We start from the raw sequence: 16580 nt of genomic DNA, 5'->3' as shown, positions 1-16580 counted from the left end.
TTAATGGCCTATCAAGACTGAAAAATGATTGCGTCAACTTTCCGCGCAGGATATTTAACCCATTGAATATTATATTAATAATGACAATACCATCCTGCTAAGCATTAGCATGGTAAATTTATTTTAGTCAAACAAATCAATCAGATAACTACCAGTCAGACCTTTAATCTCTGCAGGGTTAAAATACAGAATAAATTCTAAAACGCGGTTGCCGATAGTTGAGATGCGGGATGTTGAGAGAAATAACCTTCTGAAAATCATCCTATTCTCTTCTTTATCTATGTGGACCGGAATAATGACCCAGCATCAAAGTAAATTTACTTATTTTGCAAATTTGCGAATCGGTAAAAAATTGAGTCTCGGATTTGCCATCGTGCTGCTTCTGACAGTGATTGTTGCTTTAACCGGTATTCGCGGTTTTGAACAAATTCAGGACAATTCGGCAAAAACAGCGGTGATGGTAAAGTTAATGGATTCGCTCGGGAATGCCCGATCCAGTCGGTTGATTTTCCAGTCTACAAACAATCAAAAGGATCGTGACGTCAACACAGCGGCCATGAATCGAATGGGTGAACTGATCGCACAGCTCCATGAGCAGTTTCAGTGGAGACCTGTAGGGAAAGCGAGTGCTGACAAGGTGGCTGAGCTGTTTAAAACCGATCTCGTGGTTCGCGCCATTTTCCTGGATGCTTTTGACAAGAGAGCTGAACTGGCTCAGACCCTTAACACCACCGATCTGTACAAAAGCTCTGTCGACTTAGATGCGCTTAGCCACCAGCCAGGCTTATCGATTGAAACGTCACGTGATATGGCGCACCTGGCATTTGAATGGAACGACATCGTCACCCGCATTGAGAACTTTACCCTTAATCCGCTCGAGGTGAGCAAACAGGGAATCAGAGAGCAAATTCCCGCCGCTGTCGCGATGGCTGAAAAACTGCGCCCGTCATTATCGACCGACCAGCAGAAAATACTCATTCGCGGTCTTGCCGCATCACAGCGCTATTTAGATGCCCTTGACGCTTACCAACAGGCGCTGAAAAAACAGATAGACACGCAGGCCGAGTTTTCGCGCTTAGGCGTGCAATTGGGCACAGACATCAATAGCTGGTTCACCTACCAGCAAGAACTGTCAAAACAGTTTGTTGGCAATGCCGAATGGATGATGGGAGCCACCGCCCTGACAGTGGTCATCCTCGGGATAATACTGGCCTGGCTCATTACCCGCTCAATTACCGCCCCGTTGAATCAGACGCTGACTCTTGCGCAGCAGATCGCGAAAGGCGATCTCACCGGTACGTTGATCAATAATCGCAAAGATGAAACCGGCCAGCTGATTCAGGCCGTGTCTACGATGAATGAGAATCTGAAAGACATTATTTATAACGTGCGCGACGGCGTAGGAAGCGTGAGCCGGGCATCAACGGAAATCGCTGCCGGTAATATGGATTTGTCTGCCCGCACTGAACAGCAGTCTGCGGCGGTAGTGCAAACGGCTGCCAGTATGGAGCAGCTGACGTCTACCGTGCAGCAGAACGCATCGAATGCGCATCAGGCCCGTCAGCTCTCCGAGCAGGCGTCGCAGAAGGCCAACGATGGCGGCGCAGTGGTCGATGAATTAATCGCCACAATGAAAGATATCCGTGACAGCTCGCAGCGTATTTCAGAAATTATCTCGGTGATAAACGGTATCGCCTTCCAGACCAACATCCTGGCGCTCAACGCGGCAGTTGAAGCGGCGCGTGCGGGTGAGCAGGGGCGTGGTTTTGCCGTGGTTGCTGGAGAGGTGAGAAGCCTGGCGCAACGCAGTTCGCAGTCCGCCAAAGAAATTGAAGCATTGATTAATGAATCGGTATCAAAAGTAGATAGTGGTTTTGTGAAGGTAGAGCACGCCGGTTCTATTATGGGTGAGACGGTGAAATCGGTCATTCAGGTGCGCGATATCATGAGCGAAATTGCTGCCGCCTCCGATGAGCAAAGTCGTGGCATTGCGCAGATTGCACAGGCGATGGCTGAAATGGACACCTCTACCCAACAAAACGCCGCGCTCGTTGAAGAGTCGTCAGCCGCCGCCAGCTCGCTGGAAGATCAGGCGGCGCAACTGGAACAAGCGGTAGCCGTTTTTACTTTACCGAATCATGCCGGAGCCAACACGGTAAAACTCGCCACCGCCGTGAAACCGCAGAGACTGGGGCATTCGTCCGCAGTACGACAATCCGAGGCGCACAGTTTGACCAGTAGCGCTGTCAATAACAGCGACTGGGAAACCTTCTAACGTTTAAAAGGCTGAGCTAAATGCCCATATCGGTCACGATCGATATGGGCATGACGATGGACGGCCCCTTCCCTTCAACTCGCTATCATTTCCTGAGGCACTTCCGCCCTGCGTGGGTTATAAATGTGGGAGGCCAATTCCGGAAGCCCCTCTTATGATGCGATTGATCCTGATTCTGCTCGGCGTTGATTATCTGCGTTCGCACTGGCGCGGACTGCGGCGCTTCGGGTGGGTCACGCTCATCGCCGGGACGGTTATTTTTATCGATGCACTGGACGGCGTACTCTACTTCCCTATCGAACCTTTTGCGTGTCTGCTGCTGGTTGAGGGCGTCGCCACCTTGCTGGTCGCACACAGCGGCATGGGCGGACAGCGCATTTTGCGCTATGTCAAAGGGGCGACGTTTTCGCTGGCCGCCGTGCTCATCCTCGCCGGAAACCACGACGGTAATATTGTGCTGGCAATGATCTTCGGCACGCTGTTCTTGCTGGATGGCGCGCTCCAAATTGCCTCGGCCATCGTGGTGCGCTATCGGCGCTGGCGGCCTGCCCTGGCAGGAGGGATCGTCGAAATTGCGCTGGCGATTTTCTTCTATCAACCGTGGCCTTCCAACTATTCAGGTACCGTTCCGTACTGCCTCGGCCTCGGTCTGGCCTTTGCGGGCTGGAATATGTTTATCCTCGCTAACCGGGTAAAAGTGGCGGCAGCCAACCCTGGTCTGAAAGGCGAAGAGTATATGGAAGAAGCGGAGACGCATCAGCCCGCCGTGGTGGAGTGGGACGGCCCGCCAGAAGACGATGAAAAAGCGCTGACGGTTCACGTCTGGACGCCCGTTGGCTCGGCACCTGGCGAGACGATCTCCCGTCCGGTGATCAGCCGTTACATTGCTGCCGTGGATAAAAATGGCGTCATCTCGACAGGCCACGCGGCGCTGGAATCCCCTGGCGGGGTTTACATCAGTTTATATCCCGCCGTTGAGATCGATCGCTCGCCCGATGCCTTCGCCCGCTTGTTACGCGCAACGCCCGAAAATAACGTGCCGGGTGAATTCCAGTCGGATTACGTCACCGAATCCAGTAAATGGTGTCACTCCACCCGAAAGGTGCGGATTCGCAATTACAGCGAAACGCGTCTGGCGGCGTTTTGGGAAAACTACCGCCAAAATGAATCCTATAATCTGACGCATCGTAACTGTTCCAGCAGCGTGGCAAGAGCGCTGGAAGCCGCGCTTGAAGGCTCCGTCGGCAGGTTGTGGCAAAAGCGCGGCTTTTGGCTCTCGATTGGAAAACTGATATCCACACCTGAGCTGTGGGTCGCGTTGCAGCTGCGAAAACGCGCCGAAACAATGGCCTGGACGCCAGGACTGGTGCTGGATTACGCTCGCGCCATGAGCATGCTGGCCGACCCGCGCCCGACAGGCTGGTTCAATACCCTTGGCCGGGCTTTGAGAAAAATGTTCCATCGCCGCGTCGCATGGGTGAAAGGGAAACATGGCGAAGGAGTGACAGAGGATTAAGAGGCTGGCAGAAAATAAACCTCCCGACCACGCAAATATCCGTCGTCAGAGAGATAACGTTTTTTGCGCGACGTCCTTTCAGACAGGGAAATCAAAGGCAAACACTATTGTGTCATGCCGCTGTCACGACAGATGAACGGGATAACCGTTTTACTCAGGTCTTGGTTTACCGCGACGGGCAGGCGACGACACATAAAGTCTACTTTGGCGAATGTTTAACAGCTCGTGAGCGCACCGCAAAATGCCTTCTCCACCTCACGGCTCGCGCTATACTTGCCCCAGAATCAGCCCTCCTTACAGGCCGCAACATGACGACAAAAACTCTCACACGCGACTGGCGTATTCCTGCGGCAGGACTGCTTTTTCTGCTGGTTCTGTTTAGCGGAATCACCTTGCATGCTCACTGGAGCGCTTTTATTCAATGGTGTCTCGCCACGCAAATCACGCTGCATCGCTATCTGGTAATGTATTTGTTGCAGCTGAATAATCATCAGTACAGCGGTGGGTTATGGTTACTGACGGGCGCGTTCTTTTACGGCGTGCTTCACGCCATCGGGCCGGGGCACGGCAAATTCATCGTCACGACCTATCTCAGCACCAATAAAGAGAGCCAGCTTGCCGCACGCGTCGTGCCATTTCTCGGTAGCCTGATGCAAGGCGTCAGCGCCATACTGTTTGTGTTTATTCTGGCCGTTGGATTTAACCTCGCCTCTGGCGATCTCAGCGCCAGCCGCTGGTACGTAGAGAAAATCAGCGCAGTGCTGATCGGCGCATTCGGTGTATTTATGATTTACCAAACGCTGAAAAGCCTCCGGCCGCGTAGCGTCTCAATTTACAGCGTAAAACCGCTCCATCAGCACGATGAACGCTGCGGTTGTGGGCATCATGGTGTAAATGCAGATGTGGAAAAAGGCGACTGGAAAACGCGTCTGGGGGTGATTCTGGCCATCGGGGCGCGACCATGCAGCGGCGCGATCATGATTCTGATGTTCTCAAATGCGCTGGGAATTGTGACGTGGGGAATGGCGGCGGTGATGACCATGTCGCTCGGTACCGCGCTGTCGATTATGGGACTCTCGTTGGCGGTGCGTTATGCGCGGGAACGAACGGTCGCTTTCTTTGGTGGCGGTTCTACGATGAGCTGGCTGATGCCAGCAGCAAAAATTGCCGGAGGTATCGTGCTGATCTTGTTTGCGACAGTGCTATTCCTGACGGTGATCCCCATCAGTGCCAACGGCGACTATATTGCCGCCGGTTGCTAATAAAAAATCCCCCGACGTGAGATTTAAAAATTATATACGCCAGCAATGATTGATATATTCCATCGATAATTTAAGCTTTTATTTTTATATTTTAGTCTTAATTAACAAGAATATATTAATTTACATCTCTCCTTCCACGCCTATACTCGCCAAATACACACAAGGAATGGAGGGTAAAATAATGGCTATTCCAGCCTATTTATGGCTCAAGGACGATGGCGGTGCAGCGATAAAAGGTTCCGTTGATATACGGGATCGCGAAGGCAGCATCGAGGTGCCTGGCTTCGCGCATGGTCTGTTTCTGCCCACGGATAACACGACAGGAAAAATCACCGGTACACGGGTACATAGCGCCCTGACCTTCGAGAAAGAATTCGATTCAGCGAGTCCCTATCTCTATAAAGCCGTCGCCACAGGCCAAACTCTCCACAGTGCAGAGTTTAAATGGTATCAAATTAACGACGCCGGACAGGAAGCTGAATACTTCAACATGTTACTGGAAAACGTCAAAGTGGTTTCCGTTTGCCCCGTCATGCACGACGTTAAAAACCCCGCAATGGAAAAGCATAATCATCTCGAGGCAATATCCCTTCGTTACGAGAAAATTACCTGGAAGTATTGCGACGGGAATATCCTTTTCACCGATTCATGGAATGAAAGATGATCCGATGTACTTTCAGACTCAACGGCGCAGGAATGAGCGTTTTAAGCTGCCCAGGCGTGGGATTTTTTAGAGCATATTCAGGTTATGCCGGAACGAGCAGAAATAATCCCAATGATATCAAAGTGCCTGATGCTGGGCCGCTCCCGACTGGGCGTTATTATATCGTTAACCGACCACAAGGAGGGCGTTTAGGTTACGTTAATGATTTGGCCGCATCTATTATCAGCGGGTCTGACCGCGATGTCTGGTTTGCCCTGTTTCGAGATGACGGCAGTATTGATGATTTGACGTTCATTGATAAGGTACAGCGTGGAAATTTCCGATTGCATCCAGCAGGTTATAAAGGGATTAGTGAGGGTTGCATTACCTTCCCCAGCAAATCCGACTACGCCATTTTTAGAACTGCTCTTTTGCAAACAGCCACAATGATGGTGACTGCTTCACTCACAGCTTACGGCACGGTACAGGTGTATTAATGACAGCAACCAAATTTGCTCTGGCATGGCTGTTCTTCTCAGTGGTTTATGTGATTATTTTCGCAGTGATATTCGCGTGGTTTCCGGAGATGGGATTTTGGAGCCTAATCCGTCGGCATTATCATGAATTTATTCCCGAAACGAAATGGAATGATTTTTACACCAGTGTCCTTCTGGTCGTTTCTCTGATTTTAAATATCGCCTTTATCTATCTGGTGTTTGCCGTTCGACGTTTCATCAAAAAAACGCCCCCAGCAGTTCCATAAACGTAGAGCAATAAAAAACCCGCCGAAGCGGGTTTTCGTTTTACTCGTTAATGCGCGGATGCTGATCCACCAGTCGAGAGCGCTTTTTCTGCAGCTCTTCAATCTCTACGTCAATATCGTCAATCTTTTGCTCAACATTGTCGTAGTGTTCGCGCAGAATCTCTTTCGCTTCCTGAAGGTCAGACGCCGCAGGCGTTGCCCCTTTCAGAGGGCGATTCGCGGTCTCCTTCATGGTGAGGCCGGTGATCAAACCAATCACCGCAATCACCATCAGATAATACGCTGGCATCATCAGGTTCTGCGTGCTTTCTACCAGCGAGGCCGCAATGGTCGGCGTCAGGCCGGCAACCAGCACCGAAATGTTAAACGCCGCCGCCAGCGCGCTGTAGCGAATATGCGTCGGGAACATTGCCGGAAGCGTTGACGCCATCACCCCGATAAAGCAGTTCAGGATCACCGCCAGCATCAGCAGACCGGCGAAAATCAGGCCCAGCACATTGCTGTTAATCAGGATAAAGGCCGGGATCGCCAGCAGTAAGAGCGCAACGCTGCCCAGAATAATGAACGGACGGCGACCGTAGCGGTCACTCAGCAGGCCCATAATCGGCTGCACAAACAGCATCCCCACCATGATGGCGATAATAATCAGCACACCGTGATCTTCGGAGTAATGCAGGTTATGCGACAGGTAGCTCGGCATGTAGGTGAGCAACATGTAATAGGTCACGTTGGTCGAGATGACCAGACCGACACAGGTCAGCAGGCTACGCCAGTGTTTGGTCGCAATCTCTTTAAAGGAGACTTTCGGTCCTTCCTGCAGCCCTTCGCGATCGCCCTGCTCCAGTTTTTCAACATGCTGCTGGAACGCAGGTGTCTCTTCTAAAGCATGACGCAGGTATAGACCTATCAGACCCAGAGGCAGCGCCAGGAAGAACGGAATACGCCAGCCCCACTCAAGGAAGTTATCTTCGCCGACGACGGTGGAAATCAGCACCACGACGCCCGCACCCAGCACAAACCCGGCAATAGAGCCAAAGTCCAGCCAGCTTCCCATAAAGCCGCGTTTACGGTCCGGAGAATACTCAGCGACAAAGATCGAGGCACCGGTATATTCACCGCCGACCGAGAAGCCCTGCGCCATTTTACACAGCAGCAACAATATAGGTGCCCAGATGCCAATCGACGCATACGACGGAATCAAGCCGATACAGAACGTGCTGACCGACATAATCACAATCGTAATGGCGAGTATCTTCTGGCGACCATATTTGTCGCCCAGCATCCCGAAGAATAAGCCGCCCAGCGGGCGAATCAGGAAGGGTACGGAGAAAGTACCTAAAGCCGCGATCATCTGCAGGCTCGGATCGGCACCCGGGAAGAAGACTTTACCTAATGCGTAGGCAACGAAACCATATACACCAAAATCAAACCACTCCATCGCGTTACCAAGCGACGCGGCGGTAATGGCTTTACGCAACTTGCCGTCATCAATGATAGTGACGTCGCGCAGTGTAATGGGTTTTACTTTTTTCCTTTTAAGCATTGCTATCCTCGTAGACTCAGCCCTGTCCATACCACAGATCTTCTTGCGGTCTGTGAACCTCGAATTCGCCTCATGCGACTCTTCTTATTCAAGCGTAGCAGGTTTACTTACATTGACGTTTCTCGTCGATACAACCGAACCTGTTGACGCCTGTCTGGGCAGTTAGTGACGTCTTTACCCTACCAGCCTTTAAATTAGTGATCAACTTCACAGATATTTACGTGGGGTGTCAGATGTTGTCAGAAAACGTAAACGCCCTTCTTTAACCTTGAACGTTCTGTGTCCTTTAGAATTCACTTTCTCAGGTTATTACTTTCATCAAAACTCGAAAAACCACTCACCTTTATTCACATTAAATTCACAGCAATTTTAATTACTAATAATGTAGACACGCGTTTACAGAAATATGTGATCCAGATAACTAAAACATTGTTTTATTTTCATTGAATCATAATTCCAAAGATCAGATGATAAGCCCGACCACGCCGCTCCGGGTGCATTTCACCAGCCGTAAACAAAGTAAAACTGATTACGGCTTCTGGTTAAACAGACGGTTCGCCAGACAGTAAAAATTCACAATAAGTTGAATTTAATACGAATTTACACCCGACTTGTCCGCCAGAAACGCGAGATAAGATGTGAGGATTTATCATGAAAATCAAAGCCACAATTGAACGCATCCCTGGCGGGATGATGTTGGTCCCCCTGGTGCTTGGCGCAATCTTAAATACCCTGGCGCCGAATACTGGTGCTTATTTTGGCGGTTTTACCAAAGGAATGATTTCCGGCACTGTGCCTATTCTGGCGGTGTGGTTTTTCTGTATTGGCGCATCCATTAATTTACGTGCAACCGGAACCGTTTTACGCAAATCCGGTACGTTAGTGCTCACCAAAATTGCGGTTGCCTGGGTTGTCGCCATGGTCTGTGCGATATTCATTCCTGAGAATGGCATTCAAACCGGTTTCTTCGCCGGTCTCTCGGTTCTGGCAATCGTGTCTGCCATGGACATGACCAACGGCGGCCTCTACGCCAGCCTGATGAATCAGTACGGCACGAAAGAAGAGTCCGGCGCATTCGTGCTAATGTCTCTGGAATCTGGCCCGCTGGTGACCATGTTAATCCTCGGCTCCGCTGGACTGGCATCGTTTGAACCGCACCACTTCGTTGGCGCGGTCCTGCCGTTCCTGATTGGTTTTGCCCTGGGCAACCTGGACACCGATCTGCGCGATTTCTTCAGCAAAGCAACGCCGGTTCTGATCCCCTTCTTCGGCTTCGCGCTGGGTAATACCATCAACCTGAACGTGATAATGGATACCGGCCTGCTGGGTATCGTGCTGGGTGTTGCGGTTATCGCTATCACCGGTATCCCGCTGATTATTGCCGACCGCATGATTGGTGGAGGGAATGGTACCGCCGGTGTCGCCGCGTCGTCAGCCGCAGGCGCTGCGGTGGCGAACCCGATGATCATTGCGCAGATTAACCCGTCATTCGAGCCTGTTGCGGCTTCTGCGACGGCACTGGTGGCCGCGTCAGTCATCGTGACCGCAATTCTGGTGCCTATCATCACTGCACTGTATGCGAAGCGCTACGGCAATATCCCGAAAGCCGACGTCGAGCCACAGCCAGTCGAATCGTTGCACCACTAAGCTTCTCACATAAAAAAACCTCTCATCTGAGAGGTTTTTTTGTTGTAACAACGCGCGCTGTTATTCACCAAATATCTCGCCCACCATCGCATCCGCCAGCCTTTTCGCCGAACACAATCGCGGCATGCCAAGCGACACCGTTTGCCAGCTCTGCGTCACCGACCAACTCACCGGGTGACGGTCTGCATGGCACCAGTCCCCCAGCCAGCCCAGCATATCTTTATGATCCATTAAGCCCGGCGATACCGGCGTTGCAAGCCATTGATGATAAAAATGACGTGTTGTTGGCGAGGCATTAATGCCCTGGGCAAGGTAGTTAGCCGTCAGGCTGCGCAAATTATCCTTCAGCATCGCCGCGACATCATCATTCGCCAGACGGCAGGCATCGCCAAATGCGCCCCAGCGCAGCTCTTCCAGCGCGACGTAGCACCGTCCCGCCAGCGACCAGCCATCGTATTGTCCCGCTCGCCAGTGGGTAAAGATTTGCTCGCTGTGTTCGCCCGCCTGCACCGTTAAGCCACGCTGTGACAACGCTTTTTCTTTATAGGCCGCGCGCTGGTGAAAATAAGAGGAGAGAGCGTCATATTGCTGCATCAATCCCAGAGAGTGTTGCTTGGGACGGTTAGTTTGCTGGCGCAAAGAGGCTAATTTGTCGGTCATACGCGTTAAGGCCAGATGCCCGGGATCGAACATGCCGGCCAGTTTTTCCGCCAGACCCAGCCGCAGCGCAGCATTTTCGCTGAACATTCCCGTCATCGCCCAGGGTCGAAGCTTCGTCTGAGTCATGATCTCCTGGGCTAAACGCTCACGAAACTGCTGCTGCTGAGGTACCAGCGGAGTGAGACGCACCGCATCCACTCCTTGCACCAAATCAACCATAAATTTGGGATGAATACACTCTAGCGTCCGCCCGGGACCGTCCAGCAATGGGGTTGTCATGGTTGCTCTGCCGCGAATAAGGTTTGAATATCATCGCGTAACAATCGGGTATCTTCCTGAATCCACGTCGCAGTTGTAATACTTTGCTGCAACAGCTGGCTGAGCGCTCGGGTTGAATGCTCATTTTGCTGTCGCACTGCGAGGCTATCACGCAAGCTTTCCTGTAATCCGGTGAGGCACAGCGAGAATTCCGCAAAAAACGTTGCCATACCTGCCGTAACAGAAACATCGACCTGCGCCACCAAAGCTTTATAGATTTGTTCACAAAATTGATCAATATGTTCTTTAATTCGCGTATGAAGCTGCGCCACGTCAATAACGTATCGCGTACGCGTCACCACGCAATCCTCCCAACCCCAACCCGGATTGTTTAGCCAGCGGGAAACCGTTTCGCGCACGCTGCTCGCACCAGCGACCTCACCGGCAGGACGATTTTCTGAGGCAATCGCATCGTTAAACAACCCGCGCGTGTTGAAGTTGAGCTGACTGGCCTGGAAGGCCGGGAAGCTGATCCGCGCCCGGAATCCAGCGTGGCTTAGCTCTTCCTTGATGCGTTTCTCGATCGGACGCATTGCCTCGTTCAGGGAACGCGCCAGCGTCGACTCAAGCTGATCAAAACGCAGCGCCAGCTCGCGGCTAATTTTGCCCTGCGCAGCCAGCATGACCAGCTCACAGGATGAACGGATTTTGCTCAGCACAATCTGCGCCTGGCCTTCGTCATCAAGCACCAGTTGCCCCATTTCATGCTGCGCCCCGTTTCGCAAACTCATGCGATCAATACCCGCCAAATCGAGAACGTTATCACCGTTGAAAATCTGGCTAATCGACTGCTGAATCTGGTTTTGCTGATGCGTGATAAACGTATGTGCCGCATCAAGCGCCTGCTTCACTTCGTGTCCGACTTCGTCGCTCACCACATCCTGACGCGTCTGAAGCAGTGCCATATCCTCTTCGAGACGCGAAATATTCAACTCCAGCTCATCAAACGCGACCGTCAGCCCCTGATAGCGGAAATCCAGATATTCACGGGCGTTCTGCGCATAGTTGAGTAGTTTGTGGGACGCCGAGCGCAGCGCATACAGCGACGCATTGGCATACGCGGCATAGATCAGTTTGCGAATCGGCTGTTCAAACAGTGAATCTTCCCACAGCAGATCGGCGGCATGGCGAATATGTTCGACATCATCCAGATCTGCCGTGCGCCAGCGGCGGCCCAGCGCGGCTTCCGCAAAATCTTGCACCCAGCGCTGCTCCTGATGGTCCGGCAGACGCCCATGGTTGGCGATTTCAAAGCGCGCACGATTCGCCAGATAAGCCCACATCGAAGAGACAGGATAAATCTGCCCCGGCGAAATATTGCCTTTCATCAGCGTGCCGGAAATCATCGCCCGCACCTGCTCTTCATCATCGCTATTGCGGTCTTTCTGATCGAATTTATTCACCAGCGCGTACAGCGGCACCGATTTGCCCACCGCCGAAATCGCCTGTCGTACTTCTTCATCGGAGATCGATTTAAGCTGGGTGTAGTCCATCACCGCCAGCACCGCCGAGGAGCGCGCCAGCTGTTCGTTAAGCATTTTTTGCAGATGCGGCTGCCCGGCTTCATTCGGCCCCGGCGTGTCCAGCAGCGTCAGCTGCCCCAGGTGAGAGTCCATGCCGGCGAGGTGGACAAACTCCACTTCAATCACCGGAATATGCTCAATCGCGGTGTACTCAGTAAACGGGAAATCAACGCCTAACGCCTGAGAAAGCCGCACTAAATCATTCAGGCTTTTCAGACACTGGAAAATAGGCTCCGCGCCAAGGTAGTGTTTTTCGAAGGCTTTACCTTGCTCAATGCGCCCGAGCAACGCATTCATATCTTTATCAATTTCGAGGCGCTGCGTCAGTTGACCGCGATCGTGATTACACAGCGTTTCCTGCAATTGTTTTATCAGCGTGTCGATCGGTGAAACGTGGGCAAAATGCAGCACCGGCTCTTTTTGCCCGGGCGTATGGCGGATCATCGTCGGCAGGGCGGTCATTGGACGATTACGGTTGGGTAAAACTTCCGTTCCGACAATCGCATTAATCGTGGTCGATTTCCCGGCCTTCATCGTGCCAACAATCGCCAGCACCATCTCAAGACGGGTTATTTTACGTAATTCGTTATTCAGCATCGACAGCTGGGTTTCAACACCGCGGGTGCTGAAGTGCAAAGGCAGCACATTATTGCTAACACCGGTTATTGCCGCCGTGGTGCTATCAAGTGCCGCAATCGGCATTGATTTCAGGGCATCAAGATTCTGTAAAGCAAGTTGTAGCAGACGCTCTGCTTCCTGGCTCAATTCAAATATTGTTTGTGTGTGCATGATAAAAGCCTTTCCTTAACGCAAATTTATTACTTTTATTAAGCCAGATAGTTTTAATAATGAAATTTCGGCTTTTTTGATTACGCGTGGAAATTAGGTTCATTGAATATAAGCGTCTGATGACAAACCAAATATAATCTGTTTGCAGCGTAGAGCGCTCGTACACTCCTCTCGGCCAGAAAAGGCGAAAGATAATGAGCGTAGACCATTTTTATGGAGCTATAGGATATATCAACGTAATTTACCCACCTAAAAAGAGAGGTAATTCCCGGTCACCCAAGTAGAAGTGGCAAACCCGGTTGCCGTTGATAAATAACAACAGCGCACCTCACCTTATCCGAAATATCTGTACCTGGCAATTTGCGCAATAAAATATTCTATATATTTCATCGCGATGTTTATCTCTTAAGCACGCTGTTAGCATCGCTTAACTGACTGACAGGAAATGTCACTCCAGTTGCGGTGTTTTATTTATTTTTTAAAAAAAGAATATCACCGACAAAAGTGGGGACTTACGCTATACTTGACGCCTTTTTCGGCAAACTGCCGTGTTTTTGGCTGGCGCTTTCCAGCCCCGTTCGCACTTTTAGAGGATACCGATATGTCTCTTCCACACTGTCCAAAATGTAATTCCGAATACACCTATGAAGATAATGGCATGTTCATTTGCCCTGAATGCGCCCATGAATGGAATGACGCCGAAACGTCGCAAGATAGCGATGCGCTGATCGTGAAAGACGCCAACGGTAATCTGTTGGTCGATGGCGATAACGTCACCGTCGTAAAAGACCTGAAAGTGAAAGGCAGTTCTTCCATGCTGAAAATCGGCACTAAGGTAAAGAATATTCGTCTGGTTGAAGGCGATCATAATATTGACTGCAAAATTGACGGCTTTGGCCCAATGAAGCTCAAATCAGAATTCGTCAAAAAGAACTGATTTGCCTGCCCGGTAGCGCTTAGCTTACCGGGCTGACTGGAACTACACTTATCGAGCTTCTCTTACCTGAGGTAATGATTATGCCGTTAAGTCCCTATATCTCTTTTGCCGGAAACTGTGCAGAGGCCACCGCCTTTTATCAGCAAACGCTCGGCGCAGAACTCCTCTACAAAATCACCTTCGGTGAAATGCCCAAAGACGAGCACAGCGAAGACGGCTGCCCTTCCGGCATGTCGTTCCCTGACTCCGCCATTGCTCACTCCAACGTTCGTATCGCCGGTAGCGATATTATGATGAGCGACGGCCTGCCCGGAGAAAAAGCCCATTACGCAGGCTTTACGCTGGTGCTCGACACGCAGGATGTGTCAGAAGGCAAACGCTGGTTCGATAATCTCGCCGAAGGCGGCAATATCGACATGGCGTGGCAAGAAACCTTCTGGGCGCACGGCTTCGGTAAAGTCACCGACAAATATGGCGTGCCATGGATGATCAACGTCGTGAAACAGCAGTAGCATTCTGGCGGAGGCCGCGTGCTTCCGCCTGTCATCGCTTTCGCCTCAACTCTTCAAACTCCCGCAACCAATACTTAACCCAAATGTCACAATAATCCGCCAGCATGAGGCCACATTTATCGTGAGGCCCAGCACATGCAAACTGTCATCCGCGTCGTGAAACTGAGCAAGACCTTTCATCACAATAAGGCCCTGCATGCCGTTGATCTGACCGTCGAGAAAGGCGAAATGGTGGCGCTGTTAGGGCCTTCCGGTTCAGGAAAATCCACGCTTCTGCGCCATCTTAGCGGCTTAATCACGGGTGATAAAACCCCTGAAAGCCACGTCGAACTGCTGGGAAATACCGTGCAGCGCGCGGGCCGTCTGGCGGGTGACATCCGTAAAAGCCGCGCGCAAACCGGCTACATCTTCCAGCAGTTCAACCTGGTAAACCGCCTGACGGTGCTGGAAAACGTACTGATTGGCGCGCTCGGCAGCACCCCTTTCTGGCGCACCTTTCTGCGCTGGTTCTCACCCGCCCAAAAACAACAGGCTCTTCAGGCGCTGACCCGCGTCGGGATGGCGCATTTTGCCCACCAGCGCGTCTCCACGCTGTCCGGCGGACAACAGCAGCGCGTGGCGATTGCCCGGGCGCTGATGCAAAAAGCCAACGTCATTCTGGCCGATGAACCCATTGCCTCTCTCGATCCGGAATCTGCCCGCATCGTGATGGAAACCCTGCGCGACATTAACCAGAACGACGGCATCACCGTGGTAGTGACGCTGCATCAGGTGGATTACGCCCTGCGCTACTGCGAGCGCATCGTCGCCCTGCGTCAGGGACATGTTTTTTACGACGGTTCAAGCCAGGCCTTTGATAACGACCGCTTTGACCATCTCTACCGCGGCATTAACCGCGTCGAAGAGAAGGCACAGGCTGCTTAACGCACACAAAAAGACCAGGTTTGCCAATGAAATAGCCTGGAACAATGTCAACGTGAGGAAAGTACATGAGCTATAAAGCCGTTGCCGCGCTGGCTTTCACCAGCATGTTCAGTATCAGCACCCTGTTAAGCCCGGCGTATGCCGAAGAACAGGAAAAAGCGCTGAACTTTGGCATCATTTCGACCGAATCACAGCAAAACCTGAAGCCCCAGTGGGAACCGTTCCTGAAAGATATGGAAACCAAACTGGGGATCAAAGTGAATGCCTTCTTCGCGCCGGATTACGCGGGCATTATCCAGGGCATGCGCTTTAACAAAGTAGATATTGCCTGGTACGGCAACCTCTCCGCCATGGAAGCGGTGGATCGCGCTAACGGTCAGGTCTTTGCACAGACCGTCGCCGCAGACGGTTCTCCGGGTTACTGGAGCGTACTGATCGTCAACAAAGACAGCCCAATCAATAACCTCAATGACATGCTCGCCAGGCGCAAAGATCTGACGTTTGGTAACGGCGATCCGAACTCAACGTCCGGCTTCCTCGTCCCAGGCTATTACGTCTTCGCCAAAAACAATATCTCCACCAGCGAATTCAAACGCACCGTTAATGCGGGGCATGAAACCAACGCGCTGGCTGTCGCCAATAAACAGGTCGATGTTGCCACCAACAACACTGAAAACCTCGACAAGCTGAAAACCTCCGCACCCGAAAAACTGAAACAGCTGAAGGTTATCTGGAAATCGCCGCTGATCCCTGGCGACCCGATCGTGTGGCGTAAAAACCTCTCCGAAGGCACCAAGGACAAGGTGTACGACTTCTTTATGAATTACGGCAAAACGCCGGAAGAGAAAACGGTGCTGGAACGTCTGGGATGGGCACCGTTCCGCGCCTCCAGCGACCTGCAACTGGTGCCGATTCGCCAGCTCGCGCTGTTTAAGCAGATGCAGAGTGTAAAAGATAACAAAGGTCTGAGTGCGGAAGAGAAGACCAGCAAAGTCTCTGGATTGCAGGCGCAGCTGGAAGATCTCGACCGTCTGACCGCCGCCCTGAGCGCGATGACCAGCGTGAATAAAGTAGTGCAATAACCTTTTTCTCCCTCTCGCTGAGGGAGGAAAAGAACAGCCCCCTCTGCCTTGAGGGTGAGGGGGAAATGCACACGCTGATGCCCTCACCCCGGCCCTCTCCCACAGGGAGAGGGAGAAAAGGCGTACCAGATAGCAGCCTCTCTCACGGGAGAGCGAGAAAAGCCGCACCAGGTAGCGACCTCTCTC

14 protein-coding genes are annotated in these 16580 nt (G+C 51.8%); 11 read left to right on the top strand and 3 right to left on the bottom strand.

Annotated elements, in window-relative coordinates; all coding sequences use genetic code 11:
* The first annotated feature begins 295 nt into the window (after positions 1-295).
* The 6 genes from I6L74_RS10335 to I6L74_RS10310 all read left to right on the top strand — a co-directional run bounded on the left by I6L74_RS10335 (position 296) and on the right by I6L74_RS10310 (position 6459).
* Entirely contained in the window at positions 296-2275 is a 1980-nt protein-coding gene (locus tag I6L74_RS10335; RefSeq protein WP_059179902.1) for a methyl-accepting chemotaxis protein, read from the top strand.
* A gap of 154 nt (positions 2276-2429) precedes the next feature.
* Positions 2430-3791: an HdeD family acid-resistance protein gene (locus I6L74_RS10330; RefSeq protein ID WP_059179901.1), complete on the top strand. Its 1362-nt coding sequence runs from the start codon at positions 2430-2432 to the stop codon at positions 3789-3791.
* Positions 3792-4099: 308 nt separating this feature from the next.
* Positions 4100-5053, top strand: coding sequence for a nickel/cobalt transporter (locus I6L74_RS10325; RefSeq protein WP_059179900.1), 954 nt, complete (start codon positions 4100-4102; stop codon positions 5051-5053).
* Positions 5054-5234: 181 nt separating this feature from the next.
* Positions 5235-5717: an Hcp family type VI secretion system effector gene (locus I6L74_RS10320; protein ID WP_059179899.1), complete on the top strand. Its 483-nt coding sequence runs from the start codon at positions 5235-5237 to the stop codon at positions 5715-5717.
* The gene (locus I6L74_RS10315; protein ID WP_059179898.1) at positions 5714-6193 is read left to right on the top strand and encodes a DUF2778 domain-containing protein; all 480 of its coding nucleotides are present in this window, start codon (positions 5714-5716) and stop codon (positions 6191-6193) included. Before I6L74_RS10320 ends, I6L74_RS10315 begins: the two co-directional genes overlap by 4 nt.
* The gene (locus I6L74_RS10310; protein WP_059179897.1) at positions 6193-6459 is read left to right on the top strand and encodes a hypothetical protein; all 267 of its coding nucleotides are present in this window, start codon (positions 6193-6195) and stop codon (positions 6457-6459) included. Before I6L74_RS10315 ends, I6L74_RS10310 begins: the two co-directional genes overlap by 1 nt.
* A gap of 40 nt (positions 6460-6499) precedes the next feature.
* Here the strand turns inward: I6L74_RS10310 and proP are convergent, their stop codons facing one another.
* A complete protein-coding gene (gene proP / locus I6L74_RS10305) occupies positions 6500-8002 on the bottom strand; it encodes a glycine betaine/L-proline transporter ProP (protein WP_059179896.1) in 1503 nt (500 codons plus the stop codon).
* Between the two features lie 651 nt (positions 8003-8653).
* On the opposite strand from proP, the gene kdgT reads away from it, so the two are divergent.
* A complete protein-coding gene (gene kdgT, locus I6L74_RS10300; protein ID WP_059179895.1) occupies positions 8654-9649 on the top strand; it encodes a 2-keto-3-deoxygluconate transporter in 996 nt (331 codons plus the stop codon).
* Positions 9650-9709: 60 nt separating this feature from the next.
* Here the strand turns inward: kdgT and I6L74_RS10295 are convergent, their stop codons facing one another.
* On the bottom strand, positions 9710-10588 hold the full coding sequence (locus I6L74_RS10295; protein ID WP_059179894.1) for a diguanylate cyclase regulator RdcB family protein: 879 nt from the start codon (positions 10586-10588) through the stop codon (positions 9710-9712).
* Positions 10585-12939, bottom strand: coding sequence for a clamp-binding protein CrfC (crfC, locus tag I6L74_RS10290; protein WP_059179893.1), 2355 nt, complete (start codon positions 12937-12939; stop codon positions 10585-10587). Before crfC ends, I6L74_RS10295 begins: the two co-directional genes overlap by 4 nt.
* 601 nt (positions 12940-13540) lie before the next feature.
* Here crfC and I6L74_RS10285 point away from each other — a divergent pair.
* From I6L74_RS10285 to phnD, 4 genes are all read left to right on the top strand, one after another.
* A complete protein-coding gene (locus I6L74_RS10285) occupies positions 13541-13876 on the top strand; it encodes a zinc ribbon domain-containing protein YjdM (RefSeq protein ID WP_011915573.1) in 336 nt (111 codons plus the stop codon).
* A gap of 80 nt (positions 13877-13956) precedes the next feature.
* Complete coding sequence (gene yjdN, locus I6L74_RS10280; protein WP_059180036.1) at positions 13957-14388, top strand: VOC family metalloprotein YjdN; 432 nt, start codon at positions 13957-13959, stop codon at positions 14386-14388.
* A 135-nt stretch (positions 14389-14523) separates the two neighbouring features.
* Entirely contained in the window at positions 14524-15312 is a 789-nt protein-coding gene (gene phnC, locus I6L74_RS10275) for a phosphonate ABC transporter ATP-binding protein (RefSeq protein ID WP_059179892.1), read from the top strand.
* Between the two features lie 65 nt (positions 15313-15377).
* Positions 15378-16394, top strand: coding sequence for a phosphonate ABC transporter substrate-binding protein (phnD, locus tag I6L74_RS10270; RefSeq protein ID WP_059179891.1), 1017 nt, complete (start codon positions 15378-15380; stop codon positions 16392-16394).
* The last annotated feature ends 186 nt before the right edge of the window (positions 16395-16580 follow it).

Source organism: Lelliottia amnigena, from assembly GCF_019047465.1.
GTDB lineage: Bacteria > Pseudomonadota > Gammaproteobacteria > Enterobacterales > Enterobacteriaceae > Enterobacter > Enterobacter amnigenus.
The sequence above is the reverse complement of the archived record's forward strand: the minus strand, read 5'-3'. Positions and strand labels throughout refer to the sequence as shown.

Excerpts from the sequence above, each read along its gene's own strand:
- I6L74_RS10335 (WP_059179902.1), top strand. The coding sequence starts at position 296 with ATGACCCAGCATCAAAGTAAATTTACTTATTTTGCAAATTTGCGAATC.
- I6L74_RS10330 (WP_059179901.1), top strand. The coding sequence starts at position 2,430 with ATGATGCGATTGATCCTGATTCTGCTCGGCGTTGATTATCTGCGTTCG.
- I6L74_RS10325 (WP_059179900.1), top strand. The coding sequence starts at position 4,100 with ATGACGACAAAAACTCTCACACGCGACTGGCGTATTCCTGCGGCAGGA.
- I6L74_RS10320 (WP_059179899.1), top strand. The coding sequence starts at position 5,235 with ATGGCTATTCCAGCCTATTTATGGCTCAAGGACGATGGCGGTGCAGCG.
- I6L74_RS10315 (WP_059179898.1), top strand. The coding sequence starts at position 5,714 with ATGATCCGATGTACTTTCAGACTCAACGGCGCAGGAATGAGCGTTTTA.
- I6L74_RS10310 (WP_059179897.1), top strand. The coding sequence starts at position 6,193 with ATGACAGCAACCAAATTTGCTCTGGCATGGCTGTTCTTCTCAGTGGTT.
- proP (WP_059179896.1), bottom strand. The coding sequence starts at position 8,002 with ATGCTTAAAAGGAAAAAAGTAAAACCCATTACACTGCGCGACGTCACT.
- kdgT (WP_059179895.1), top strand. The coding sequence starts at position 8,654 with ATGAAAATCAAAGCCACAATTGAACGCATCCCTGGCGGGATGATGTTG.
- I6L74_RS10295 (WP_059179894.1), bottom strand. The coding sequence starts at position 10,588 with ATGACAACCCCATTGCTGGACGGTCCCGGGCGGACGCTAGAGTGTATT.
- crfC (WP_059179893.1), bottom strand. The coding sequence starts at position 12,939 with ATGCACACACAAACAATATTTGAATTGAGCCAGGAAGCAGAGCGTCTG.
- I6L74_RS10285 (WP_011915573.1), top strand. The coding sequence starts at position 13,541 with ATGTCTCTTCCACACTGTCCAAAATGTAATTCCGAATACACCTATGAA.
- yjdN (WP_059180036.1), top strand. The coding sequence starts at position 13,957 with ATGCCGTTAAGTCCCTATATCTCTTTTGCCGGAAACTGTGCAGAGGCC.
- phnC (WP_059179892.1), top strand. The coding sequence starts at position 14,524 with ATGCAAACTGTCATCCGCGTCGTGAAACTGAGCAAGACCTTTCATCAC.
- phnD (WP_059179891.1), top strand. The coding sequence starts at position 15,378 with ATGAGCTATAAAGCCGTTGCCGCGCTGGCTTTCACCAGCATGTTCAGT.